Here is a 23,629-nt window from a genome sequence, read left to right as displayed (position 1 = left end):
CAGGGCGCCCGACGCGATGACTGACGGACCATCAGGTTGTTGCCCCCGGGTAACGGTACGCTCTACCGGCTCGCGTCGGCGAGTCGGGGCGCCGCCGCGACCGGCGTTCGGCGGCCCGTCCGGAGAGAGGATGTGGTCCCGATGATGGTCGAGTTGGCGGTGGGCGACGCGTACGGCGCCGGGTTCGAGTACGCGGAGCGCTCGTTCGTCACGCGAGGCAACACACTCGCCGGTTATGTGCAGCATCCCCGTCATCGTGACGTGTTGCCGGGCCGATATACGGACGACACGCAGATGAGTATCGCGGTCGCCGAGTGGTTGCTCGGCGACGATCGCGGAATCCCGGCCCTGGCGGAGCTGTTCGTGCGGGCGTACAAGCGGGATCCGCGCGCCGGATACGCGCGGGGGTTCCGGGGCGTACTCGAGGAAGTCGCCGACGGCACAGGGCTTCTGGAGGTGCTGCGACCGGAGAGCGACAAGAGCGGCGCGGCGATGCGGGCGGGCGTGATCGGGCTGCTGCCGGACCGGGACGAGGTGCGGCGCACGGCGGCGCTCCAGGCCCGGATCACCCACCGTACGCTCGGCGGGATGACCTCGGCCACGGCGGCGGCGCTGGCGGTGCACTACTGCCGGTACGGGCTCGGCCCGGTCGCCGAGCTGCCGGGATGGCTGGCGGCGAACCTGCCCGCCTCCACCGGCCCGACGGTGTGGACCGAGCCGTGGCGCGGCAAGGTCGGCTCGGCCGGGATGGACAGCACCCGCGCGGCGGTCACCGCGCTCGCCGCGCACACCGGCACGGCCGCGCTCCTGCGCGCGTGCGTCGCGTACACCGGCGACGTGGACACGGTGGCCACCATCGCGCTGGCGGCGGCGAGTTGCTCGGCGGAGTACGCCCAGGACCTGCCGCGCGAGCTGCTGGCGGGTCTGGAGGACGGCCCGTACGGCCGGGAACATCTCGCGGGCCTGGACGCGCGGTTGACGGCGCGATTCGGCTGAGCCGCGCGCGGGGCGAAAGTCCGCCGAAAGATCGTCTCGGCCGCGTCCCGAGGGGCGGGTGGCCGAAAGACGCGAAGCCCCCGGCGAAACACGAGAGGCCCCCGGCGAACCGGGGGCCTCTCGTCTGCCTGGAGCCCCAATACGGAATCGAACCGTAGACCTTCTCCTTACCATGGAGACGCTCTACCGACTGAGCTATTGGGGCCTGCGCGGCGAAAACTTACCGGATCCGCGTTCGGTCTGCCAACTTGATCCGTTCGGGTCGCCGGCCCGGCCCGGGAGCGGTTCCGCGCCCGGGCTCGCGCCCGACGCCCGAAGCGGTGCTCACCACTCGCCGGGGCTCATCGTGAAGTGCGCGTAGGGCACCGTCCAGACCACCTCGCCGGCGGCTTGCGCGACCTCGTCGTAGGCCGTGCCGTGGTCGCTGGTGACGATCGCGAAGCACGGCCGGCGGCAGCTCATCGCGCGAAAGAGCCGGCCGATGTGCCGGTCCACGTATTCCAGCGCGGCCGCGTGGGTGTCGCGGGTGTCGCCGTCGGCGGCGGTGGCGCCGGGGGTGTGGAACCAGTTCGGGTGGTGCACGGCGGCGACGTCGACGAGCAGGAACAGCCGGCGATCCGGGTCCAGGCCGCCGACCACCAGCTCGGCCCGGGCGACCTGGGCCTCGAAGGAGATCGGTGAGGTGACGCCGAGTTCGGGGTCCCAGTGGCTCTCGGCGAACATCCCGGGCAGCACCGAGTCGAGCGCGCCCTGCTTGTCGAAGCAGCCGACCCCGCCGATGCACGCGGTGTGGTAGCCGGCCTTGGTCAGCGCGCTGGGCAGGTCCGGGGTGTCGAACAGCCAGGTGTGCGGGCCGGTCGTCTCGGTGTCGCCGAGACGGGAGGCGAACAGGCGCGGGTGTGGCCCGGGCCCGTCCGGGGTGGGCAGGTAGCCCGCGAGGAACGCGGTGTGCGCGGCGAAGGCGAGTCGCGCGGGGGTCTGCCGGCGCTGCCAGCCGCCCTCGGGCAGGACCCGCGCGAGGTTGGGCAGCCGGCCCGCCGCCGCGAGCTCGACGGCCACGTCGTACCGCAGCGCGTCGAGCGTGACGAGCAGTAGGTCCTGCTCACCCACGACGGCGTTCATGTCGGGATCGGTCATATCGGACATGCCACCTGCTCCGCTTCTGCTCGGGTGTTCGGGGCCGCCGCCGGTGGCCCGCACGCGGGCGGCGAGTGGATCGCCCATGCCTACCAGAGGGAGGGGACTCTTCGAGGGATAACCCCCTCGCCGGTTCGGATCCGGCCGTGTATGTTGTTCTCAGATTAAGAAGATCTCAATCGGAGAACAACCGTCGAGTCGGTGTCGGGAACGTGAACCGACGGGGCTGCGTCGGACGTGCATCGCCATGAGCGCATGGGAGGGATCCGCGATATGGCCGACACCGCCACCACCGAACGCGACTGGCTCGCGTCCTACGACCCCAGGGCCTTCGAGCCGATCGCGGTGACCGTCGACATCGTCGCGCTGACGATCCGTCAACTCGGCCCGCCGGTCGGGGCGTCGGGCGAGCCGGAGGCCAATGCGGGGGGCGTCTCGCGGACGGGGGCGGAGTCGGGAGCCGGTGAGGGAGTCGAGAGCGCCGCCAAGGCGCTGCACGTACTGCTGGTCCGGCGCGGCGAGATGCCGTTCGCGGGCCGCCTCGCGCTGCCCGGCGGCTTCGTCCGCCCGGTGATCGACCCGGACGGCACCCGGCACGAGGAGGACCTCGCCGAGGCCGCCGAGCGCGAACTCGCCGAGGAGACCGGGCTCGCCGCCGGCACCCGACTCGACCGGCTCCACCTCGAACAGCTGGGCACCTACGGCACCCCCGGGCGCGACCCGAGGATGCGGATCGTCTCGGTCGCCCACCTCGCCTTCGCCCCGGACCTGCCCGACCCGACCGCCGGCGGCGACGCCGCCCACGCGCAGTGGGTGCCCGTCGCCGACGTCGACCCGGCCGAACTGGCCTTCGACCACGCGCGCATCCTCGCCGACGGCCTGGAACGCGCCCGGGCCAAGCTCGAATACTCGCCGCTGGCCACCGCGTTCGCGGGCGAGGAGTTCACCGTCACCGAACTGCGCGAGGTCTACCAGGCGGTGTGGGGCCGGCCCATGCACGCCGGCAACTTCCACCGCAAGGTGCTCTCGGTACCCGGCTTCGTCCGGGACACCGGCGCCACCACCGCCCGCGGCGGCGCGCGCGGCGGGCGCCGCGCCCGGCTGTACCGCGCGGGCCCCGCACGTCTGCTGCACCCGGCGCTGTTGCGCCCGTCCCCGGAGGAGGACTCCCGATGACCAGGACGCCCGGCACCACCTCGACCGGCCCCACCACCTTCGACGACGCGCTCGATCTGCTGACCGGCGCGCCGGACCCGCAGGGCGTCTTCGGGCCCTACGACGGCACGCCGGAGGCCTGTCTGCGGGCGGGCAACCGCACCTATCGGCTGCTCGCGCGCCTGCTGCACCCGGACACCGCGCCGACCGACCGCCGTGCCGAGGCCGCCGCCGCGTTCACCCGGCTCGGCGAGTCGTGGAACCGGTATCAGCAGGACATCACCGGGGTGACCGGCCGTCAGGTGGTGATCACCACCAAGCGCCGGGTCTACTCGGTCGGCGGCGAACGGGCGAGCGGCGACATCGCCACGCTCTACAAGGTCAACTACCGGGCCGAGGACGACGGCGAGGCGCGGGCGCTGCTCAAGTTGCCCCGCTCGGTCACCGACAACGACCTGATGGAGCGCGAGGCCACCGCCCTGGAGCGGATCGCGCGCGCGGGCGACCCGGAATACGCGAACTACGTACCGCGGCTGATCGAGACGTTCCGGCATCGCGACGCCGCGTCCGGCACCGAGCGGCGCGCCAACGTGATCGAACGGGTGCGTGGCTTCCGGTCGTTGGCCGAGGTGCGCGAGGCGTACCCGGACGGCCTGGACGCGCGCGACGTGGCCTGGATGTGGCGCCGGCTGCTGGTCGCGATCGGATACGCGCACCGCGCGGGTGTGGTCCACGGCGCGATCACCCCCGACCACGTGCTGATCCATCCGCGCGAGCACGGCCTGGTCCTGGTCGACTGGTGCTACTCGGTGCTGCTCGACGGCCCGACCGACCCGGCCCGACCGGAGGCGATCCTGCGGGCGAAGGCGGTCGAACACGTGCCCGCGATGATCGACCGGCACGCCGACCTGTACCCGCCGGAGATCCCGGCCAAGCAGCCGCCGGAGACCGCCGCGGACGTCTACATGGCGACCCGCTGTGTCACCGGCCTGCTCGCGCCGGACGCGCCCAAGCCGCTGTCGCGCTTCGCCCGGGGCTGCTCGTTGCCCGCCCCGGCACGCCGTCCGCACGACGCGTGGAAGCTGCTCGGCGAGTTGGACGAACTGCTCGGCAAGCTCTACGGCCCGCGCCGTTTCCGGCCGTTCGCGATGCCCACGCGTCGCGAGTCGTAGGTCCCATCCGACGGGAGCGGCGGCGGTCTCCGCCTGCTCCCGTCGCACCTTCGGTCGGCCTGCTCGGCCGGCCGAACATCCACGCACGCATCCCAGCGTCCCGATCGGGGAGTGAGCACCATGGGCAGTGGCAATTGGTCCACCAACGTCTACGACGCGGCCCAGAGTTACAACCGGGCCAGCGGTCGCAGCGCGTTCCACTACGACCACGTCACCAAGAACAGCACGCCGCACAGCGCCTGGAAGGCGCACGTCGACCTGGATCCGGCGCTCGCGGGCATCCGGGAGAGCCGGGACAGCGACGAACACCCCATGTCCCTGGCCGTCTCGGTGCTGTTCGACGTGACCGGCTCGATGCTGCGGGTCCCGCAGACCCTGCAGACCAAGCTGCCCGAGCTGTTCGGGCTGCTGCTGCGCAAGGGCTATGTGCAGGACCCGCAGATCATGTTCGGCGCGATCGGCGACGCGACCAGCGACCGAGTCCCGTTGCAGGTCGGCCAGTTCGAGTCGGACAACCGGATGGACGACCAGCTCGGCAACATCCTGCTCGAAGGGGGCGGCGGCGGGCAAAAGCGCGAATCCTACGAGCTGGCCCTGTACTTCATGGCCCGGCACACCTCGATCGACTGCCACGAGAAGCGCGGCAAGCGCGGCTACCTGTTCGTGATCGGCGACGAGATGCCCTACCGCAAGGTACGCCGGTCCGAGGTGCTGGAGTTCATCGGCGACGACATCGGCGAGGACATCCCGATCGAGCGGATCCTGGCCGAACTGCGGCGCAAGTTCGAGGTGTACTACATCCTCCCGGCCGGGTCCTCCTACGTGGGCGACAAGGAGGTCCTGGGCGAGTGGAGGGGCCTGCTCGGGCAGCACGTGATCGAACTCGACGACCCCGACGGGGTCTGCGAGACGATCGCACTGACCATCGGCCTCGCGGAGGACGCGATCGACCTGGACGAGGGCCTGGAGCACCTGCGCGACGTGGGTGCCGACGCGCAGGTGGCCAACGTGTCCAAGGCGCTGGCCTCGTACGCCCGTTCCGGTGGCGCGGTGGCCGTCTCCGGCTCGCTGCCGGGCCTGGGCGAGGGCGACGGCGCGGGCACCACCCGCCTGTGACACCTCGTCATGTCGCGGTCGTCGACCTGGGGTTCGGCGACGCGGGCAAGGGCACCACGGTGGACCGGCTGTGCGCGCGAGGACGCGCGCGGGGGCGGCCGGTCCACGCGGTGATCCGGTTCAACGGGGGTGCGCAGGCCGCGCACAACGTGGTCACCGACGACGGGCGGCACCACACGTTCGCCCAGTTCGGCTCGGGCACGTTCACCCCGGGTACGCGCACCCACCTGTCCCGGTTCATGCTGGTGGACCCGCTCGCGCTGGCTGCCGAGGCCGATCACCTGCGCGCGCTCGGGGTGGCGGATCCGCTCGGGCTGCTCACGGTGGACCGGGACGCGCTGTTGACCACGCCGTACCACGCGGCGGCCAATCGGGCCCGGGAGTCGGCGCGCGGGCCGGGGCGGCACGGGTCGTGCGGGATGGGGGTGGGCGAGACCGCGGCCTTCGCGCTCGCCCATCCGGACCTGGCGCCGCGGGTGGGGGACTGCGGCGCGCCCCGGCTGCTGCGTCGGCGGCTGAACGCGGTGCGGGAGGTGGTGAGCGCCGAATTCGGGACACCGCCGGGACCCGACGTCGAGGCGTGCGTGGCCGCGTTCACCGGCTTCGGGCGGGCGGTGCGCGCGGTGGACGGGGGGTATACGGGCGAACTCCTGCGGGCCGGGCCGGTGGTGTTCGAGGGGGCGCAGGGCGTACTGCTGGACGAGTGGCACGGGTTCCACCCGTACACGACGTGGTCGACCACGACGTTCGCGGGCGCGGAGGCGTTGGCCGCCGAGGCGGGGGAGGGGGTGTACCGGCTCGGCGTGCTGCGCACCTACACCACCCGGCACGGGCCCGGGCCGCTGCCGAGCGAGGACGCGGGGCTGACGGCCGCGCTGCCTGATCCGCACAACGGGACCGGTCGGTGGCAGGGGGCGTTCCGGGTGGGCCACTTCGACGCGGTCGCGCACCGGTACGCGGTCGCGGTGTGCGGGGGTGTGGACGGGCTCGCGCTCACCCACGCGGACGTGCCCGGGCGGGTACCGGGCCTGGGTGTGGTGCGCGCGTACGCCGGGCCGGAGCCGTGGGCGAGCCCCGTTCCGGACCTGGCCCACGCGGAGCGGCTGACCGCCTTGATGTCGGCCGCGCGGCCGGTGGTGGAGCCGGCCCCGTCGGCCGCCGAGTGGCCGGATTTCGCCGCCGCCGAGCTGGGTGCCCCGGTGACCTTGCTCTCGTTCGGTCCGCGCACCGGTGACAAGCGCGAGCGGGCGGTACTAGGCTCCTATTACTCTCCGGTAACATAGCGGTTTCGGGTCGATGGTCGGAGTCTTTTCCAAGACCGCGTACTCTCGGAACCAGAAGTTGACGGACCGTCAGAACTGAATGTGCCCTGTGTCACGCGTGTGCCTGCGCGCGGGCGTGGCATCGTGGCGCGAGATCGATGGATCTTGGGGCCGGAACCGTGGGCCCGTCGTGGACCCCGACGGCGGGCATGACACCCTCGGACCGGCACCTGGGTGACCGGACGACCACAGGAGAACTGTTGTGAAAATCGTTGTCTGCGTGAAGTACGTACCCGACGCGACCGGGGACCGGGGCTTCAACGACGATGGCACCACCGATCGCGAGTCGGTCGACTCCCTGCTGTCGGAGCTGGACGAATACGCGATCGAGCAGGCTCTCAAGATCGTGGAGTCCGGCGTCGAGGCCGAGATCACGTACCTGACGGTCGGTCCGGACGATGCCAAGGACGCGCTGCGCAAGGCGCTGGCGATGGGCGGCGACAACGCCATCCACGTCAACGACGACGACATCGCGGGCACCGACGCGCTGGGCACCTCGCTGATCCTGGCCAAGGCCATCGAGGACGCGGGCTTCGACCTGGTCGTGTGCGGCATGGCCTCCACCGACGCGTCGATGGGCGTCGTGCCGGCCATGCTCGCCGAGCGCCTGGGTGTTCCGCAGGTCACCTACCTGGACGAGATCACCGTCGAGGGTGTGGGCAAGGGCGGCGGTGTGGTCAAGGGCCGCCGCGAGGGCGACGTCGCCACCGAGCTGATCGAGGCCTCGCTGCCCGCCGTCGTGTCGGTCACCGACCGCACCGGCGAGGCGCGTTACCCCTCGTTCAAGGGCATCATGGCGGCCAAGAAGAAGACGGTCGTCTCGAAGGACCTGGACGACCTGGGCATCGAGTCGGACGAGGTCGGCCTGTCCGCCGCCTGGTCGATCGTGGACACCGCGACCAAGCGCCCGCCGCGCGCCAAGGGCGAGGTCGTCGAGGACGAGGGCGAGGGCGGCGTGCAGTTGGCCGCGTTCCTCGCCGCCAAGAAGTTCATCTGAGTCGGTCGGCAGAACCGGACTGTTTCGACACCTTTGACCGGCCGCCCTCCGGGGCGACCGAGCATCGCAACCCGGCCGGAGAGATCCGGGCTGTACCGGAGTAGGAGAGAACAACCATGGCCGAGATCCTCGTTCTCGTCGACCACGCCGACGGCGCGGTCCGCAAGCCGACCCTGGAGCTGCTGACCCTGGCCCGCCGCCTCGGCGAGCCGGCCGCGGTCTTCCTGGGCAAGGGCGCCGAGGGCGCCACCGAGACGCTGGGCAGGTACGGCGCGCAGAAGGTGTACGTCGTGGACGCCCCCGAGGTGGACGACTACCTCGTCGCGCCGGCCGTCGACGCGCTCGCGCAGATCGCCGGGGGCGGCGAGCCGGGCGCGATCCTGGTCGCGTCCTCGAACGACGGTCGCGAGATCGCGGCGCGCGTCGCGGTGCGGCTGGAGTCGGGCCTGATCACCGACGCCGTCGACGTCGAGGCGGGCCCCGACGGCCCGGTCACCGAGCAGTCGGTGTTCGCCGCGACCTACCAGGTCAAGGCGCACGTCACCAAGGGCACCCCGATCATCACGGTGAAGCCGAACGCGGCCACCCCCGAGGAGGCCCCGGCCACCCCGACGGTGGAGGCCGTGACGGTGGACTTCACCACCGCGGCGACCGGCACCAAGGTCGTCTCGCGCGCCCCGCGCGAGAAGTCCGACCGCCCCGAGCTGACCGAGGCCGACATCGTCGTCTCGGGTGGTCGCGGCGTGAACGGCGCGGACAACTTCCACGTGATCGAGTCGGTCGCGGACGCGCTCGGCGCGGCCGTGGGCGCCTCCCGCGCGGCGGTCGACGCCGGCTGGTACCCGCACAGCCACCAGGTCGGCCAGACCGGCACCCAGGTCTCGCCGCAGCTCTACGTCGCGGTCGGCATCTCCGGCGCGATCCAGCACCGCGCGGGCATGCAGACCTCCAAGACGATCGTCGCGATCAACAAGGACGAGGACGCCCCGATCTTCGACCTGGTCGACTACGGCGTGGTCGGCGACCTGTTCAAGGTGATGCCGCAACTCGAAGCGGAAATCAACAAGCGCAAGTAGCCGCACCCGGCGCCCCGCCGCACGCGCAACGACCCCGCACCGGAAACCCGGTCGCGGGGTCGTTCCACATCAGAGCGCCCGATCCCGAGCCCCCCACACCGGCGGGGCCGGTCGACGGTGGTTTCGCTTGTCCGCGAGCACGCCGAGGTCGAAGGCACCGTCCTCGACCGCCGCCCGCGACCGGGTGAGCGCGAGTATCCGGCGGCGACGTTCCGAAGTTTCGCCGAGGGTGGGGCCGCCGGGCTGGTCGGCGCGGGCCCGACCCCGTGGTGTTCGTCCGGGACGCGTCGGGCGACCCGGACGAACGTGGGGGCGTCCGCCGGGAAACGACCCGGGCGAGAGGGCGGCCGCGGCCATCGGTCGCCGTCCTCGTCGGCCGGGTCGGATTCCCCCGATCCCGGCGGAGCCGGTTGCACGCCGGTCGTCGTCCCCCTTCGGCGTGCCCTGCGATTACGACGTTAGGTCGACGGGCGCAGGGGTGATACCCCACGGATGTGGGGTACGTGCGGGTCGGTCAGTCGGCCGTCCAGGGTGAGCGGGCCCAGGCCGAGGCGCGGCAGGTAGTGGCGGGAGAAGAGTGCTGCGGGCAACTCGCGGCGGCTGCGCACCCCGACCTTGTCGAAGATCTTCTCCAGGTGGTCGTTCAGCGTGTTCCGGGTGATGTGCAGTGCGGCCAACACCTCTTCGCTGGAGTGGCCGTGCATGACGAGTCGGGCGATGCGCTGCTGTTGTTCGCTGAGGCCGTATGCGGCCAGCACCAGCGGGACCAGCAGGCCGGGTTCGGCCGGGCCGATCGACACCATGGTCACCGGCTGCGGTTCGGTGAGCGAGTGCCAGGCGTGCAATTCCAGCCAACGCCCGTCCCGGGTGCGGACTCGGGAGCGGGCGGTGGTGCCCGGCCGTCCGGCGCGAGCCGCCGCGGCCACCGCGTGCACCGCGTAGGGGCAGGACGTGGGCCGACCGGTCGGACCGGCGTCCTCGATCCGGGCCATCATGCGCTCGGCGCTGGGACTGCACACGATCATCCGCCGGGCGTGGTCGAGGACGAGCACGCCCGGTCCGTCGGTGATCGACGCCTCGTCGACGCCGCCGACGACCAGCGCGCGGCGGACCGCGCGGGTGGCGGGCGTCGCCAGGGTTCGTGCGGCGGCCAGGTCGCGGGCGTCGAAGGGGGCGCTGTCGGTGGCCCGACACAGCACCAACATGCCCCAGGTGCGTCCTCGTTCGCGCAGCAGGACGCGCAACTCGTCGGCCAGGTCCAGCGGTTGCAGGATGTCCCGGTAGTAGCCGCTGGTGTCGAGCGCGCCGCCGGTGGACACCCGGAGCGAACTCACCGGCGTCGACCGCCGGGTGAGCGCGCGCAGGTTGTCCACGTCGTCCTGCTCCACGTGTTCGATCTCGAACAGGCGGGGCATGACGTGCTCCGGGAACCCGGCCCGGTGCACTCCGCCGGTGTCCAGCAGGGTCGACGGATCGAGCAATACCGCGCACCAGACGTCGGCCGGGACCACCTTCAACAACCGTTCCGCCGCCGCTTCGACGACATCGACCGCGCCGCTCCCGGTCTCCACAACCTTCTGCAGGGCCCGGTCCAACCCACCGAACCGGTGCCTCGACCCGCCGAGACTCACGCCTCAACGCTACCGATCGCGGGGCGGGCGCGGGAGGCTCCCGGGCGACCGGGATCGGCGGCTCAGGGCCGGGCGGCCGGGAGCGGGGCGGGGTGGACGGCGGGGACCGCAGGGGGCGGGGTTTCGGTCTTGCGGGGCAGGCTTGCCAGGGCGATGCCGGCCAGGACGATCGCGGCGCCCAGAGCCTCGATCCAGGTCGGGCGTTCGCCGAGGACGGCCCAGGCGGCGAGGATGCCGACGATCGGCACGAGCAGGCCGTACGGGGCGACCGCCGAGGCCGAGCGGCGGCCGAGGAGGGCGAACCACAGGCCGTAGCCGAGCCAGGACGACAGCACGACGGTGAATGCCAGCCCGCCGACGCCGGTCCAGGAGGCCGAGGTCAGCGCGTCCGCGTCCCGGCTCGGGCCCTCGACGGTCAGGGACAGCGCGAGCAGCGGCAGCGGGGCGGCCAGCGCCGACCACACGACCAGGCCGAGCCCGCCCGGGATGCCGGCCCTGCGGGTCAGTACGTTGCCGAAGCCCCACGACGCGGCGGCGCCGACCACCAGCAGGAACGGCCACAACGACGCGCCCTGGCCACGACCGAACGCGATCACGCCCATGCCGACCGCGGCCACGCCCAGCGCGAGCACCCGGGTACGCCCGGGGATCTCGCGCAACATCACCACCGCGCACAACACGGTGAACATCGCCTGGCACTGGATCACCACCGAGGACAACCCGGCCGGCATGCCCGCGTGCATCGCGCTGAACAGGAACGCGAACTGCCCCATGTTGACCGTGAGTCCGACCCCGATGATCAGCTTCCAGCTCGTCCGCGGCCGCTTGACGAACAGCACCGCGGGAAACGCGACGAGCGCGAAGCGCAGCGCGGCCAGCAGGAACGGGGGGAAGTCGTCGAGGCTCGCGTCGATCGCGACGAAGTTCACCCCCCAGATCACCGTGACGAGCACGGCCCACAGGGAATCGGTACGCGTCATGCCGAGAAGTGTGTGCTCGGGCCATCCATGGAGTCCAGCTACATTTTCCGGATCTCAATCGGTAGGTTTGCTACATGGAGATCAAGCGGCTGAACATCCTGCGCGCGCTCGACCAGCACGGCACGGTGATCGCCGCCGCCCAGTCGCTGCACCTGACCCCGTCCGCGGTGTCGCAACAACTGGCGGTACTCGCGAGGGAGGCCGACGCCGTACTCCTGGAGAAGCACGGGCGCGGCGTCCGGCTCACCCCGGCCGCGCATGTGCTGCTCGGCCACGCCGACGCCATCGCGACCCGACTGGAGCAGGCCCGCGCCGACCTCGCGGCGCAGCGCGACGGCCGCATCGGGCGAGCCCGGATCTCCGGCTTCCCGTCCGGCATCGCGGGCCTGATCGCGCCCGCGCTGGCCCGGCTCAAGCGGACCCACCCGGGATGGCGGTTCGAGGTCGTCCAGTACGAGACCGAGCTGGCGCTGCCGCTGCTGCCGGCGCGCGAGCTGGATCTCGCGGTGGTGATGACGCATCCGGACCTGCCCGCGCCGGACCACCCGCGGATCGAGCTGCACCCGCTGCTCGACGAGCCGTTCGAGATCGCGCTGCCGGCCGATCACCCGCTGGCGGGGCGCGCCGAGGTGGCCCTGGCCGCCGATCTCGTGGACGTCGACTGGATCATCACCGCGCCCGGGACGGCCTGCCACGACCTGCTCCTGACCGCCTGCCACCAGGCGGGTTTCCAGCCGCGCCTGGTCCACACCTCGACCGACTTCGGCGCGCAGCTCGCCCTGGTGGCCGCCGGCCTGGGCGTGACGATCATCCCGCGCCTGGCCCAGCCCGAACTCCCCCGGGGCGTGGTGCTTCGCCGCATCACCGACCCGGCCCCCCGCCGGCACCTGATGGCCGCCGTCCGCCGGGGCCAGGGCCCGACCCCCCTCCTCGACACCCTGCGCACGGTGGGCGCGGAACTGGCGGAGCGGGGCGCCCCGGTCTGACCCGCGCGAGCGCGTCGCAGGGCCCTCGCGGCCGCGGTCAGGCGCGTGATGGGGCCCCTTCGGGGCTCTTGTCCGGGGTGGCGGAAGGTTCCTGCGCGTCGTGCTTGCCGAAGTAGGCGACGGCCACCGCGCCGGACACGGCGAGGATGAAGCCGAGGACCGCCAGCCAGGCCAGGCCCGCGCGGGAGGTGTCGCCGAGCCACAACACGCCGACCGCGCCGGGGACCACCGTCTCACCGACCACCAGGGCCGCCGTGGCGCCGTTCACCGAGCCGATCTGCAGCGCGATCGTGTGCAGGTACATGCCGCCGATGCCGCCGATCAGGACCGCGTACAGGGCCGGGTCGGCGGCCAGCTTGCCGAGGTCGAACGGGTCGACGCCGTCCAGGATGCGTACGCCGATGCCCAGGCCGCCGAAGCCGAGACCGGAGAGCAGGCCCGCGACGATCGCGCCGTTGGCGCCGAGGAAGCGGACCAGCACGGTCCCGCCGACGATCACCACGAAGGTGACGATCAGCACCCACCAGTGCGTGGCGCGCGGACTGTGCCCGTCGCCCTCGGGCCCGGCCGCGATGCCGAGCAGGACCAGCGCGCCGCAGACCACCCCGATCGAGGTCCAGTCGGCGCGATGCAGCTTGATGCCGAGCAGCTTGATGCCCAGTACGGCGGTGATCACCAGGTTGGCGCTGATGATCGTCTGGGACAGGAACAGCGGCAGCAGCCGCGCCGCCAGCGCGCCGAGCGCGAAGCCGACGAAGTCGAGCAGGGTGCCGACGATGAACTCCCACGTGACCGCGGCCTTGGCGGTCGAGGACAGGCTCGGGCCGCCGTACCCGGTCACCTGTGCGGTACCGCCGCCCCGCGCGGCCTGCTTGGCCGCCTCCTCGCGCGCGGACCGCCGCGACCCGACCGCTTGCAGCACCGACCCCACTCCGTAACACGCGGAGGCCGCGACAGCGGTGCCCAGTCCGACGATCACAGAAGACTCCCTCTCACTCACCAGGATTCGTGCCTCATCCGAGGACGACCGACGGCGCACGGCCGCGAACACCTCGCCGGTTCACGCGTGCCCGCCCGGGCCCGACCGTACCGGCACGGCTTCCCGCCCCGCCCCGCCCCGGCAACGATCACGTCGCGCGGGCGGTTTCCGATTCGGCGGCGCCCTTCGTATCCCATACCTGCGACGTACGCGGGCCGTACGCATCTCGGTTGACGGTCGTGTGCGCGAATCCCCGGGAGAGGCATTCGGGGGAACCTTCCGCGCGCCTTGTCCGCATTTGTCGTTTTATATCCCATGTTTCAGAAATGCACAGGAAACCGAACGCCCGGATCCGCGCGACGGGCCTCGCGCTATCCGGAGTCGTCACCCTCGGCGGCGTGATCCTCGTCTGCGTATTCGCCGTGATGGGCTTCGCCAAGCCGCTGCCCGGCGGTCTCGGCCCCTGCATCCCGGGCAGCTGTCCGGCTGTGGACCTGGAGCCCAACAACGGCCCGATCCAGGGCCGGGACAACGGCATCAACATGTTCGTCGGCGGCAACTGGACCGTGAGCGGGTCCGCCGCGGAGGCCGAGGGCAAGCTGGTCACCCTCGGCAACTTCGACATGAACAAGACCTCCGGCTCCAGCATCTACAACGTGGGCATCGTCGGGGTCGGCTCCCGTGTGCCCCCCGACAACGGCACGGACTTCCTCACCGTCGGCGGCGACCTGACCGTGGCGGATGGGCAGGCCCTGATCGCCGAGGAGGGTGCGGTCAGCGGCGTCGTCCGCTACGCCGGCACGCTCAGCGGCACGGTGACGCCGGATCCGGTCAAGGACGGATCCGCCGCGGCGCCTTACACGGCGTTGCGCCCGCAGCTGACCGACTCGTCGAGTTGTTACGCGTTCCCGGACGGCCGGCTCCGGCAGGCCACCGGCACGGCGGTCAACGTCGGGTTCGAGACGTTGTTCACCGGGGACGGCACGTCCGCGCTCCAGGTGTTCAACGTCGACTTCGACATGGTGAGCGTGAACGGCGGGGACCAGGGCCTGAGCTTCCTCGGCATCCCGAGCGGCGCCACGGTCCTGGTCAACCTGACCGGGACGGACCGGACGATCGCCAGCTTCATCGGCAACACCGCGATCCCGACCGGGCTGCGCGAGCGGCTGCTGTGGAACTTCCCGGAAGCCACGACGGTGACCATCAGGGGCAGCGCCCAGTTCCAGGGCAGCATGCTGATCGGCAACCCGGCGAGCACCACGACGGTGTCCGTGCCGGGGATGAACGGCCGGTTCTTCACGGCCGGGTCGCTGATCCACCAGTCGTCGTCCGGGTCGGAGTTCCACCGGTATCCGTTCGACGGTGACCTGCCGGACTGCGGCGGTACGTCGCCGTCGCCGTCGACCTCGCCGTCCACGTCGCCGTCGGCTTCGCCCTCGACGTCCCCGTCGATGTCGCCGTCGGCGTCGCCTTCGGTCTCGCCGTCCATGTCCCCGTCGGCGTCGCCCTCGACGTCGCCGTCGACGTCCCCTTCGGCTTCGCCGTCGATGTCGCCGTCGATGTCGCCGTCGGTCTCGCCTTCGGTCTCGCCGTCGATGTCGCCGTCGGCTTCGCCGTCCATGTCCCCGTCGACTTCGCCTTCGACGTCGCCCTCGAGGAGCCATTCGGCCTCGCCGTCCGCGTCGCCTTCGGTGTCGCCTTCCAGGAGCCATTCGGCCTCGCCGTCCGCGTCGCCTTCGGTGTCGCCTTCCAGGAGCCATTCGGCCTCGCCGTCCGCGTCGCCCTCGAGGAGCCACTCGACCTCGCCGTCCGCGAGCCACTCGGCCGTGCCCTCCGGTGCGCACACCAAACCGCACGGCGGTGGCCACAACGGCCACGGCGACGGCGGCCACGGCGACGGCGGTAACGGAGGCAACGGCGGCGGTCACGGTGGTGGGATCGGTGGATCCAACGGATCCGACCAACTCGCCCACAGCGGTATGCCGGGCAACGTGGCCATCCTCCTCGCCGGCAGCGCGTGCGCCATCGGCTTCGGACTGGTCCTGATGTTCCTCTACCGCGCGCGTGGACGTAACCGCGCGTAGTCCCCATCCGATCCGAATGGCCCACGAACTCCCCGGAGTTCGTGGGCCATTCCTACGTCCACGTGTCGTGCCGCGACGCGAGGTCGGCCGGCGGGGGTGGGGTTATTCGGTGATGCCGAAGCGGGCGAGGCCGAAGGCCTTGATGGCGTTGGTGCGGAAGAGTTTGTCGCATTCGGCCTGGGTGAGGCCCGCCTTGGTGGCGATGTCGAGGGCGACCTTGTGGGTGTTGGGGAAGGTCGAGTCGGCGTGCGGGTAGTCGACCTCGAAGCAGATCTGGTCGATGCCGATCACGTCGCGGTTACGCAGGCCGATCTCGTCGTCGAAGATGCAGCCGTAGATCCGGTCCTTGATGTACGAGCTGGGCTTTTGGGTGAGCGAGGAACCGAACGCGTTGTCGTCGCGCTCCTCCCACAGCTTGTCCGCGCGCTCCATGACGTAGGGCATCCAGCCGACCTGGCCCTCGGCGTAGGCGATCCTCAGCTTCGGGAAGCGGTCGAAGACGCCGGAGAAGATGTAGTCGACCATCGAGCCCATGGCGTTTTGGAACGTCAGCACCGAGGAGACGATGAACGGCGCGTCGGGGGAGGTCGAGGGCATCTTCGAGGACGAGCCGATGTGCATGCACACGATCGTGTCCGTCTCCTCGCAGGCCCGGAAGAACGGGTCCCAGAACCGGTCCTTCGAGTGCACCGACGGCAGGCCGAGCGGGACCGGGTTCTCCGAGAAGGCGACCGCGAAGGAGCCCTTGGCGGCGCAGCGGCGCACCTCGGCGGCGGCCAGGTTCGCGTCCCACAGCGGGATGATCGTCATCGGCAGCAGGCGGCCCTTGCCGTCGCCCGCGCACCACTCGTCGATCATCCAGTCGTTGTACGCCTGCACGCACAGCAGCGCGAGTTCCTTGTCCTCACGCTCGTAGAACGCCTGGCCGCAAAAACGCGGCAGGATGTTCGGGAAGCACAGCGAGGCGTCGACGTGGTTGGCGTCCATGTCCTTGAGGCGCTCGGACTGGATCCACGCGCCCGGCCGGATGTCGTCGAAGGTGACCGGTGTCACGTCGAGCGTGTCGAAGCCGACCGCGGCGGAGAGCTTGGGGAACGGGTAGACCAGGTCGTCGTACAGCCACCAGTCGCACCACTCGCCGTCCTCGACACCGCGCTCGTACGAGAAGACGCCGCCGATGAAGTTGAACTTCGCCTTGTCGCGCACCACGCGCGGGCCGCGGTCCTTGTACTTGGCGGGCAGCCGCGAGGTCCACAGGTCCGGCGGCTCCACCACGTGGTCGTCCACGGAGATGATGCGCGGGATCTCGAGCGTCATGACCTGCTCCTTAGTGCGACTTCGGCGCGATCGCGGTGTGGCCGCGGTGCTTTTCCGGTGTTCCCAAGGAAACCTGCTGACGGGGCGTCAGCCAAGCCCCTGTTGTTGCTAACGTTATGCCGACACGGCATAGGTGGGTTTCCATGGAACTGCGCGACCTGAGATGTTTCCTGGCGGTCGCCGAGGAGCGGCACTTCGGTCGGGCCGCCGCCCGGCTGTACCTGTCCCAACCGATGGTGAGCAAGGCCGTACGCCGGCTGGAGCAGCAGCTCGGCACCCGGCTCGTGGACCGCTCGTCGCTGCCGGTGGCGCTCACCCCGCTCGGCGAGGTGTTCCGCAGTCGGCTCGACGAGTCGTTGCGGGTGCTCGACGACGCGTGCGCGGAGGTACGGCGGCGGGCCACCTGGGACGCCGGGCAGGTGCGTGTGGGGTATACCTCCGGCCTGGGTCCCTCGCTCGTGTCGGCCGCGATCTCCGCGCTGCACATCCGCCACCCGGCGCTGCGCGTGCAGTGGACCAGCGAGCCGACCGCGCGCCAGGTGGCCGACGTGCGCGAGGGTGTGCTCGACGCGGGCCTGGGCTGGCTGCCGGACCTGGGCGCCGGCTTCGAGTCGGCCCGGGTCGGCACGTTCGCCTTCGTCGCGCTGTTCCCGCAGGAGCATCCCTTCGCCGAACGGCGCTCGGTGGACCTGACCGAGCTGGTCGGCTGCGGCGAGCCGATCGTGGTGTGGCCGCGCCAACCGCATCCCCGGCTGTACACGCGCGTCACCGAGGCGCTGCGGCGCTCGGGCGCGACCGACATCGTCGAGGCGTACGGCAGCGTGGACGACGTGATCGCGCGCGTCGTGGACCGCCAGGGGGTCGGCCTGTCGCCGCGCGGCTGGGCCCGGCAGCGGCCGGTGCGCGGGGTCGTCCAGGTCCCGCTGACGGGGGCGCCGGACGTCGCGGTGACCGCCTTCTGGCGCGCCGACACCGACCACGAGGGCGTCGACGTCCTGGTGGAACTCCTGCGCGAGGTCGCGGCCGACAGCGACCTGGCCGACCAGCTGTAGCGCGCCCGGCACCCCCACCGGCCGACCGGCCGGGGCATTGGCGAGGCCCTCCACCGTCCCCAGTGAAGGGCCTCGCCAGGTCAACGGCCCGAACCCGCCGCCGGTTCCCGCTACTGCAACAACCGGCCCAACCGCCCCGGCAGATTCGGCAGTCCCGGGATGTTCTGCGCCCCCGGCGGCTGGTTCTGCTGCGCGGTCTGCGCCGGGATCAGGTTCGGGTCGATGGAGATCTCCGAGGACTGCATCAGCACCGTCCCGGTCCCGACGAAGTCGTACTGGTGCTCTTCTCCCGACGCGCCGCCGATCCCGGTCAGCCGCCGGGCCATGCCGAGCGCGCCGCGCATGTACTTGGTGTCGAAGTGGTGGCACGGCGTCGGACAGTCGGCCCAGCCCAGCAGCGCCTCCGGGTCCACCCGGATCGGCGGTTCGACGAAGTGCACCGCGCCGTTGGACGCGGCGACGAACTTGCCGGTCCCGATCAGCGTGACGAACCCGGGCACGATCGACTGCTTGAGGTCCAGACCCGGCTGGAACGCGAGCAGGTTGGCCGCCCGGATGGTCAGGTTGCCCACCTCCAGGTCGTACGAGTTGACGTCGAACCCGCGGTCGGCGAGCAGCAGTCGGCCCTTGCCCTGCGCGACGATCCAGTCCTGGATGTACAGCGGCGAGTTGAAGTTGGCGGTGACCAGGCGGTCCAGCGCGCCCACGCCCAGCGCCTCGAACTTGATCCGCCCGTAGTAGGCGATCATCTTGCCCTTCTGCACGAACCACTCGCCGTCGAGCGCCACGCAGAAGGAGTAGGGGTTGACGTTGTCGTCCTGCGGCAGCGAGTGTGCGTCGTACACGATCGTGCCGGAACCCGGGCCGCTCACAGCTTCTCCTCGCTCGCCTGGACGTAGACCGTGCCGGTGCCGGACAGTTCCAACTGGAACGCCTCGCCCGAGCCGCGCCCGATCACGTCGCGCCAGCCGACGTTGGCGCCGATCCGGTTGTCGAGTTGCCCCCGGTGCGCGATGTACGCCTGCGGGTCGACGTGGATCGACCGGCCCGGCTGGACCGGCAGTTCGATCACCCCGCCGTGCGCGAGCACCGCGCACCAGCCGCGCCCGGTCAGCGTGGTGGTGAACAGGCCCTGGCCGGTCACCTGGCCGCGGATCATCCCGCGCACGCCGCCCTGCGAGCCCATGAACATCGTGCCCTGCTGGAGGCTGTCCTCGAACACCATCAACCGGTCGGCCTCGATGTGCAGGGTGTCGCCGGTGATCTCGATCAGGTGCACGTGTCGGCCCGCGTAGCCGAACATCACCCGGCCGTCGCCCTCGGCCTTCATCAGCGGCACCGATTCGCCGGCCAGACGCCGACCGATCATCCCGCCGACGCCCTGCGCTCCGGTGCTGGTCGGGGTGAAGGAGATCTCGCCCCGGTAGGCCAACATCGCGCCGCGCAGGCAGTACAGCGTCTGCCCGGGCCGCACGGTGGCCTCGATCATCTTGGAGTTGAGCTGGTCGAACGTCACGTCTGCCCCCCGATGGTCTGCCGCTCGGTGGGCTGTACGTACACCAACCCGTCGCCCTCGAAGCGCAACTGCACGCTTTCGCCGGATCCCTCGCCGATGAACGTGCGCCAGTTCACGTCCTTGACGAACTCCTTGCGGAGCTGCCCGGTGTGCGCGACGTACGCCCCCGGGTCGACGGACAGCGGTTCGCCCTGCGACACCCGCAGTACGATCGCCGGCCCGTCGGAGGTCACCGCGACCGTGCCCTGCCCCGAGACGGTCGTGGTGAACAGGCCCTGCCCGCTGGTCGCGCCGTGCAGCCCGGTGAACTCGGTACCGGTACGCAGGCTCTGCTCGACCGCGAGCAGGTTGCTCGACTCCACGTGCAACGTCTCGCCGCTCAGGTGCACGAGATTGATCTCGGTGGCCCGGTCCGCGAACCAGCACGTACCCTCGCCGCTCACCTCCATGAGGGTCATGCCCTCGCCGGTGAGCCGCCGGGTCACCATCCCGCGCAGCCCCTCACCCCCACCGGACAATCGTTTGAACGTCATTCGTCCGTCATAGGCGATCATCGTCCCGTTCCGGGCCTTGACCGCCTCTCCGCCCAAGCCCACCGCGAGAACTCGCGTGCCCTGCATCACAAAGGTCGCCACGGTGGGGAAGTTAGCAGCGGGTCAGCCGTGGTCGGAGGGTGGAAACCCCTCATCTTGCCGGGGCTTTACCGGCGGCGCGGCGGGCGGCACGATCGGCGGTGCGGCGGGCACCGGCGGAACCCGGGGCGCGGGCGGCATCGGCGATACGGCCGGCGCCACCGCCGGATCGGGTGACTGTGGTCCGCCCCCGCCGTTCGGGAAGTTCTCGAAGAAGCGCAACATCTCCACCGGGAACGGCATCACCAGTGTCGAGTTCTTCTCCGCCGCCACCTCGACCACCGTCTGCAGCAGCCGCAGTTGCAGCGCGGCCGGCGAATGGGACATCTCGTCGGCCGCCGCCGCGAGCTTCTTGGACGCCTGGAACTCGCCGTCGGCGGTGATGATCCGCGAGCGCCGCTCGCGCTCCGCCTCCGCCTGGCGCGACATCGACCGCTTCATCGACTCGGGCAGCTGTACGTCCTTGAGCTCGACCCGGTCGATCTCCACACCCCAGCCCACCGCCGGGCTGTCGATCATCAGGGCGAGGCCCCGGTGCAGTTCCTCGCGGTTGGAGAGCAGGTCGTCCAGGTCGCTCTTGCCGATGATCGAGCGCAGCGATGTCTGCGCCACCTGCTCGATCGCGAACACGTGGTTCTGCACCTCGACGATGGCCCGCGCGGGGTCGTGCACCCGGAAGTAGACGACCGCGTCCACCCGCACCGTCACGTTGTCCCGAGTGATGCCCTCCTGTGCCGGGATGGGCATCGTGATGATCTGGATGTTGACCTTCCGCATCCGGTCGAAGAACGGCACGATCACATGGAACCCGGGTTGGCGGACCCGCTGCCTGACCCGGCCGAGCCGGAACACCACCCCGCGTTCGTACTGCTGTACCACTCGTGCGCCCTTGGCCACCACGATCAGCATGGCGACCACGATCCCGATGACGAAACCCACCGCGATGTCCATGTCCCGATGCTAGGAACCCGAGGCCGGAAAGGGACCGGGGAACTCCCTACGCACGGTGCGATCGGCGTCAAGACTCGGTCATGTGACGCCACGTCAGCCAAGCCGGAGGGCGCGGCGGAGCCCACCCGGCCCCGCTCGGATCCCGCCGACCGGCCCTTCTTGTAACTTGAGGGGGCGGCCGGCGCCGGACCCGGCACACCGGCCGGCCGCGATCGCCCGCGAGGAGTGCACCACGATGACGATGTTCGCCTCGCCCGAGGACGCCCGCACCCGGCTCGGCGCGGTCGACTACCTGACCGACCCCGGCATCGCCACCGCCGTCTTCCTGGCCGACGCGCTGGGCAAACCGCTGCTGATCGAGGGACCGGCGGGGGTGGGCAAGACCGAGTTGGCCAAGGCGGTCGCCGCGGCCACGTCCTCGGCGCTGATCCGACTCCAGTGCTACGAGGGTCTGGACGAGTCCCGGGCGCTGTACGAGTGGGACTACCGCAAACAACTCCTGCGCATCCAGGCCGGAGTGGACGGCTGGGACGAGGCGCGCGCCGGCATCTTCGCCGAGGAGTTCCTGCTCGCCCGCCCGCTGCTCACCGCGATCCGCCGGGACGAGCCCACCGTCCTGCTGATCGACGAGACCGACAAGGCCGACGTCGAGGTCGAGGGGCTGCTCCTGGAGGTGCTGTCCGACTTTCAGGTCACCATCCCCGAACTGGGCACCATCACCGCCTCGCAGCGCCCGTTCGTGGTGCTCACCTCCAACGCCACCCGCGAGCTGAGCGAGGCGCTGAAGCGCCGCTGCCTCTACCTCTACATCGACTACCCGACGCCGGAGCGCGAGCGCGACATCGTGCTCACCCGGGTGCCCGGGATCCGCGCACACCTGGCCGAACAGGTGGTCCGCACCGTCGCCTCGCTGCGCGCACTCGAACTCAAGAAGGCGCCGTCCATCGCGGAGAGCCTGGACTGGGCCCACACGCTGCTCGCCCTCGAGGCCGACGACCTGGACGAGGAGACCATCGCGCGCACCCTCGGCGTCGTGCTCAAGCACGTCGCCGACCACACGCGGGCCGCGAAGGAACTCGGCCTGCCCGGCCTCGGCGGCTGACCGCCGATGTCGCTGCTGGATCGACACACCGGGTTCGTCCGGGCGCTACGGCACGGCGGGTTGCCCGTGTCGCTCGCCGAAGGGCTCGACGCCGCACGCGCGTTGACCGTGCTCGACCTCGCCGACCGCGAGACGCTGCGCGCCGCCTACGCCGCGTCGCTGGTCAAACGACACACCCATCGGCCGGTCTTCGACACCCTCTTCGAGCTGTGGTTCCCGCTCGGGGAGGGCCCGAAGAGCCGAAAGAGCCCGGAACAGACTCCGGAACCACCGGCGGAGGCACCGGCCGACGGTTCCGCTGCCCAGGACGCCCCCGCCCCGGGCACCGACGCCGCCGATGCCGAGGCATTCCGTGACCGGCTGCGCGAACTCCTGCTCACCGACGACGAGATCGCGCTGCGCGCGCTGGCCCGCGAGGCGGTCGGCCGGTTCGCCGGCTTCGAGGGCGCGTCGGGCTCCTCGTGGTCCGCACAGCTGGTCGGCCGGGCGCTCGACCCCAAGACGCTGATGGCCGGCCTGCTGCGCGCGGTACTGGGCGGGCAGTTCCCCGGCGGGGTCGCCGAACGCAACGCCCGGCGGATGATCCAGGGCCGGGTGGACCGGCTGAACGCGCACATCCTGGCCGACGTACGCCGCCGCCTCGCCGAGGAACGCGGCATCGAACGAGTCGCCGAGACGGCGGTGCGGCCGGCTGTGGAGAACCTGGACATCCTGCGCGCGAGCCGAGCCGACCTGGTGGCGCTGCGCCGCGAGGTGCAACCCCTCGCGCAGCGCCTGGCCACCCGGCTGACCGTCCGGCAACGCGCGGGCCGCAGCGGCCGATTGGACTTCCGCCGGACGGTGCGCGCGTCGTTGTCCACCGGCGGCGTGCCGCTGACCACCCGACACCGGCCGCGCCGACCGCACAAGCCCGAGTTGGTGGTGCTGTGCGACGCCAGCGAATCGGTCGCCTCGTTCGCCCACTTCACCCTGCTGCTCGCCTACGCACTGCGTGAACAGTTCGCCCGGGTGCGGGTGTTCGCGTTCATCGACACGCTGGACGAGGTGACCCGCTTCTTCGAACGGCCCGGCGGCGACGTGGGCGAGGCGATGCGCCGGCTGACCGCCGAGGCGAACCTGGTACGGCTGAGCGGACACAGCGACTACGGACACGCCTTCAAGGTCTTCGTCGAGCACTACGGCGACGTGATCGGTCCCAAGACCTCCCTCCTGATCCTGGGCGACGCCCGCAACAACTACCAGGACCCGGCCCTGTCCGCCCTGGAGGCGATGGTCACCCCGGCCCGGCACGCCTGGTGGCTCAACCCGGAGCCCGAGCGCGACTGGGACACCGGAGACTCGATCGCCGGCGTGTACGCCCGCCACATCCCCCTGATCGAGTGTCGCAACCTGACCCAACTGGGGCGATTCGTAGGGGAGTTGGCCTGA

Annotated in this window: 21 protein-coding genes and 1 tRNA gene; 12 read left to right on the top strand and 10 right to left on the bottom strand. The window is 71.3% G+C overall.

Annotated elements, in window-relative coordinates:
* The first annotated feature begins 141 nt into the window (after positions 1 to 141).
* On the top strand, positions 142 to 996 hold the full coding sequence (locus ACFRCG_RS34360) for an ADP-ribosylglycohydrolase family protein (protein WP_380038777.1): 855 nt from the start codon (positions 142 to 144) through the stop codon (positions 994 to 996).
* 129 nt (positions 997 to 1,125) lie between these two features.
* On the opposite strand, the gene ACFRCG_RS34355 is transcribed toward ACFRCG_RS34360, so the two are convergent.
* Both ACFRCG_RS34355 and ACFRCG_RS34350 read right to left on the bottom strand, forming a co-directional pair.
* Positions 1,126 to 1,201 (bottom strand) — tRNA-Thr (locus tag ACFRCG_RS34355).
* Between the two features lie 119 nt (positions 1,202 to 1,320).
* Positions 1,321 to 2,118, bottom strand: coding sequence for an STM4013/SEN3800 family hydrolase (locus ACFRCG_RS34350; protein WP_380038849.1), 798 nt, complete (start codon positions 2,116 to 2,118; stop codon positions 1,321 to 1,323).
* A 288-nt stretch (positions 2,119 to 2,406) separates the two neighbouring features.
* Between ACFRCG_RS34350 and ACFRCG_RS34345 the strand changes: the two genes are divergently transcribed.
* The 6 genes from ACFRCG_RS34345 to ACFRCG_RS34320 all read left to right on the top strand — a co-directional run bounded on the left by ACFRCG_RS34345 (position 2,407) and on the right by ACFRCG_RS34320 (position 8,971).
* Positions 2,407 to 3,309, top strand: coding sequence for an NUDIX domain-containing protein (locus tag ACFRCG_RS34345; RefSeq protein ID WP_380038775.1), 903 nt, complete (start codon positions 2,407 to 2,409; stop codon positions 3,307 to 3,309).
* A complete protein-coding gene (locus ACFRCG_RS34340) occupies positions 3,306 to 4,460 on the top strand; it encodes a lipopolysaccharide kinase InaA family protein (RefSeq protein ID WP_380038773.1) in 1,155 nt (384 codons plus the stop codon). Before ACFRCG_RS34345 ends, ACFRCG_RS34340 begins: the two co-directional genes overlap by 4 nt.
* Before the next feature lie 120 nt (positions 4,461 to 4,580).
* Positions 4,581 to 5,576, top strand: coding sequence for a hypothetical protein (locus ACFRCG_RS34335; RefSeq protein ID WP_380038771.1), 996 nt, complete (start codon positions 4,581 to 4,583; stop codon positions 5,574 to 5,576).
* Entirely contained in the window at positions 5,573 to 6,859 is a 1,287-nt protein-coding gene (locus ACFRCG_RS34330) for an adenylosuccinate synthetase (RefSeq protein ID WP_380038769.1), read from the top strand. The genes ACFRCG_RS34335 and ACFRCG_RS34330 overlap by 4 nt, the downstream gene beginning before the upstream one ends.
* Before the next feature lie 241 nt (positions 6,860 to 7,100).
* Complete coding sequence (locus ACFRCG_RS34325; RefSeq protein WP_170222110.1) at positions 7,101 to 7,895, top strand: electron transfer flavoprotein subunit beta/FixA family protein; 795 nt, start codon at positions 7,101 to 7,103, stop codon at positions 7,893 to 7,895.
* A gap of 116 nt (positions 7,896 to 8,011) precedes the next feature.
* Complete coding sequence (locus ACFRCG_RS34320) at positions 8,012 to 8,971, top strand: electron transfer flavoprotein subunit alpha/FixB family protein (protein ID WP_380038767.1); 960 nt, start codon at positions 8,012 to 8,014, stop codon at positions 8,969 to 8,971.
* 458 nt (positions 8,972 to 9,429) lie between these two features.
* On the opposite strand, the gene ACFRCG_RS34315 is transcribed toward ACFRCG_RS34320, so the two are convergent.
* Together ACFRCG_RS34315 and ACFRCG_RS34310 are read right to left on the bottom strand one after the other, a co-directional pair.
* Positions 9,430 to 10,602, bottom strand: a complete 1,173-nt coding sequence (locus tag ACFRCG_RS34315; protein WP_380038765.1) for a LuxR C-terminal-related transcriptional regulator — start codon at positions 10,600 to 10,602, stop codon at positions 9,430 to 9,432.
* Positions 10,603 to 10,664: 62 nt separating this feature from the next.
* On the bottom strand, positions 10,665 to 11,582 hold the full coding sequence (locus ACFRCG_RS34310) for an EamA family transporter (RefSeq protein WP_380038763.1): 918 nt from the start codon (positions 11,580 to 11,582) through the stop codon (positions 10,665 to 10,667).
* A 74-nt stretch (positions 11,583 to 11,656) separates the two neighbouring features.
* On the opposite strand from ACFRCG_RS34310, the gene ACFRCG_RS34305 reads away from it, so the two are divergent.
* Positions 11,657 to 12,568 (top strand): LysR family transcriptional regulator, encoded by a 912-nt coding sequence (locus ACFRCG_RS34305; RefSeq protein WP_380038761.1) that lies wholly within the window; start codon positions 11,657 to 11,659, stop codon positions 12,566 to 12,568.
* 37 nt (positions 12,569 to 12,605) lie between these two features.
* Here the strand turns inward: ACFRCG_RS34305 and ACFRCG_RS34300 are convergent, their stop codons facing one another.
* Positions 12,606 to 13,547 carry a hypothetical protein gene (locus tag ACFRCG_RS34300; protein WP_380038759.1) on the bottom strand — a complete coding sequence of 314 codons (942 nt, stop codon included), beginning with the start codon at positions 13,545 to 13,547 and terminating at the stop codon, positions 12,606 to 12,608.
* 239 nt (positions 13,548 to 13,786) lie between these two features.
* On the opposite strand from ACFRCG_RS34300, the gene ACFRCG_RS34295 reads away from it, so the two are divergent.
* Positions 13,787 to 15,631, top strand: coding sequence for a choice-of-anchor A family protein (locus ACFRCG_RS34295; protein ID WP_380038847.1), 1,845 nt, complete (start codon positions 13,787 to 13,789; stop codon positions 15,629 to 15,631).
* Between the two features lie 102 nt (positions 15,632 to 15,733).
* Here ACFRCG_RS34295 and ACFRCG_RS34290 read toward each other — a convergent pair whose 3' ends face one another.
* Positions 15,734 to 16,948, bottom strand: a complete 1,215-nt coding sequence (locus ACFRCG_RS34290; RefSeq protein ID WP_380038757.1) for an amidohydrolase family protein — start codon at positions 16,946 to 16,948, stop codon at positions 15,734 to 15,736.
* A 143-nt stretch (positions 16,949 to 17,091) separates the two neighbouring features.
* Between ACFRCG_RS34290 and ACFRCG_RS34285 the strand changes: the two genes are divergently transcribed.
* Positions 17,092 to 18,000 (top strand): LysR family transcriptional regulator, encoded by a 909-nt coding sequence (locus ACFRCG_RS34285; RefSeq protein WP_380038755.1) that lies wholly within the window; start codon positions 17,092 to 17,094, stop codon positions 17,998 to 18,000.
* A 110-nt stretch (positions 18,001 to 18,110) separates the two neighbouring features.
* Here ACFRCG_RS34285 and ACFRCG_RS34280 read toward each other — a convergent pair whose 3' ends face one another.
* From ACFRCG_RS34280 to ACFRCG_RS34265, 4 genes are read right to left on the bottom strand one after another with little or no spacing between them, the layout of a single operon-like run.
* Positions 18,111 to 18,872: an AIM24 family protein gene (locus ACFRCG_RS34280; RefSeq protein ID WP_380038753.1), complete on the bottom strand. Its 762-nt coding sequence runs from the start codon at positions 18,870 to 18,872 to the stop codon at positions 18,111 to 18,113.
* Positions 18,869 to 19,516 carry an AIM24 family protein gene (locus tag ACFRCG_RS34275; protein ID WP_380038751.1) on the bottom strand — a complete coding sequence of 216 codons (648 nt, stop codon included), beginning with the start codon at positions 19,514 to 19,516 and terminating at the stop codon, positions 18,869 to 18,871. Before ACFRCG_RS34275 ends, ACFRCG_RS34280 begins: the two co-directional genes overlap by 4 nt.
* Positions 19,513 to 20,136, bottom strand: a complete 624-nt coding sequence (locus ACFRCG_RS34270) for an AIM24 family protein (protein WP_380038845.1) — start codon at positions 20,134 to 20,136, stop codon at positions 19,513 to 19,515. Before ACFRCG_RS34270 ends, ACFRCG_RS34275 begins: the two co-directional genes overlap by 4 nt.
* A gap of 36 nt (positions 20,137 to 20,172) precedes the next feature.
* Positions 20,173 to 21,099: a slipin family protein gene (locus ACFRCG_RS34265; protein WP_380038749.1), complete on the bottom strand. Its 927-nt coding sequence runs from the start codon at positions 21,097 to 21,099 to the stop codon at positions 20,173 to 20,175.
* A gap of 235 nt (positions 21,100 to 21,334) precedes the next feature.
* On the opposite strand from ACFRCG_RS34265, the gene ACFRCG_RS34260 reads away from it, so the two are divergent.
* Positions 21,335 to 22,201, top strand: coding sequence for a MoxR family ATPase (locus ACFRCG_RS34260; protein ID WP_078979604.1), 867 nt, complete (start codon positions 21,335 to 21,337; stop codon positions 22,199 to 22,201).
* Positions 22,202 to 22,207: 6 nt separating this feature from the next.
* Positions 22,208 to 23,629 carry a VWA domain-containing protein gene (locus ACFRCG_RS34255; protein ID WP_380038747.1) on the top strand — a complete coding sequence of 474 codons (1,422 nt, stop codon included), beginning with the start codon at positions 22,208 to 22,210 and terminating at the stop codon, positions 23,627 to 23,629.

The organism is Embleya sp. NPDC056575 (assembly GCF_042793325.1).
In the GTDB taxonomy this organism is placed as follows: domain Bacteria; phylum Actinomycetota; class Actinomycetes; order Streptomycetales; family Streptomycetaceae; genus Embleya.
Note: the sequence above shows the minus strand (reverse complement) of the source record. Positions and strands in the feature narration are given on the sequence as shown.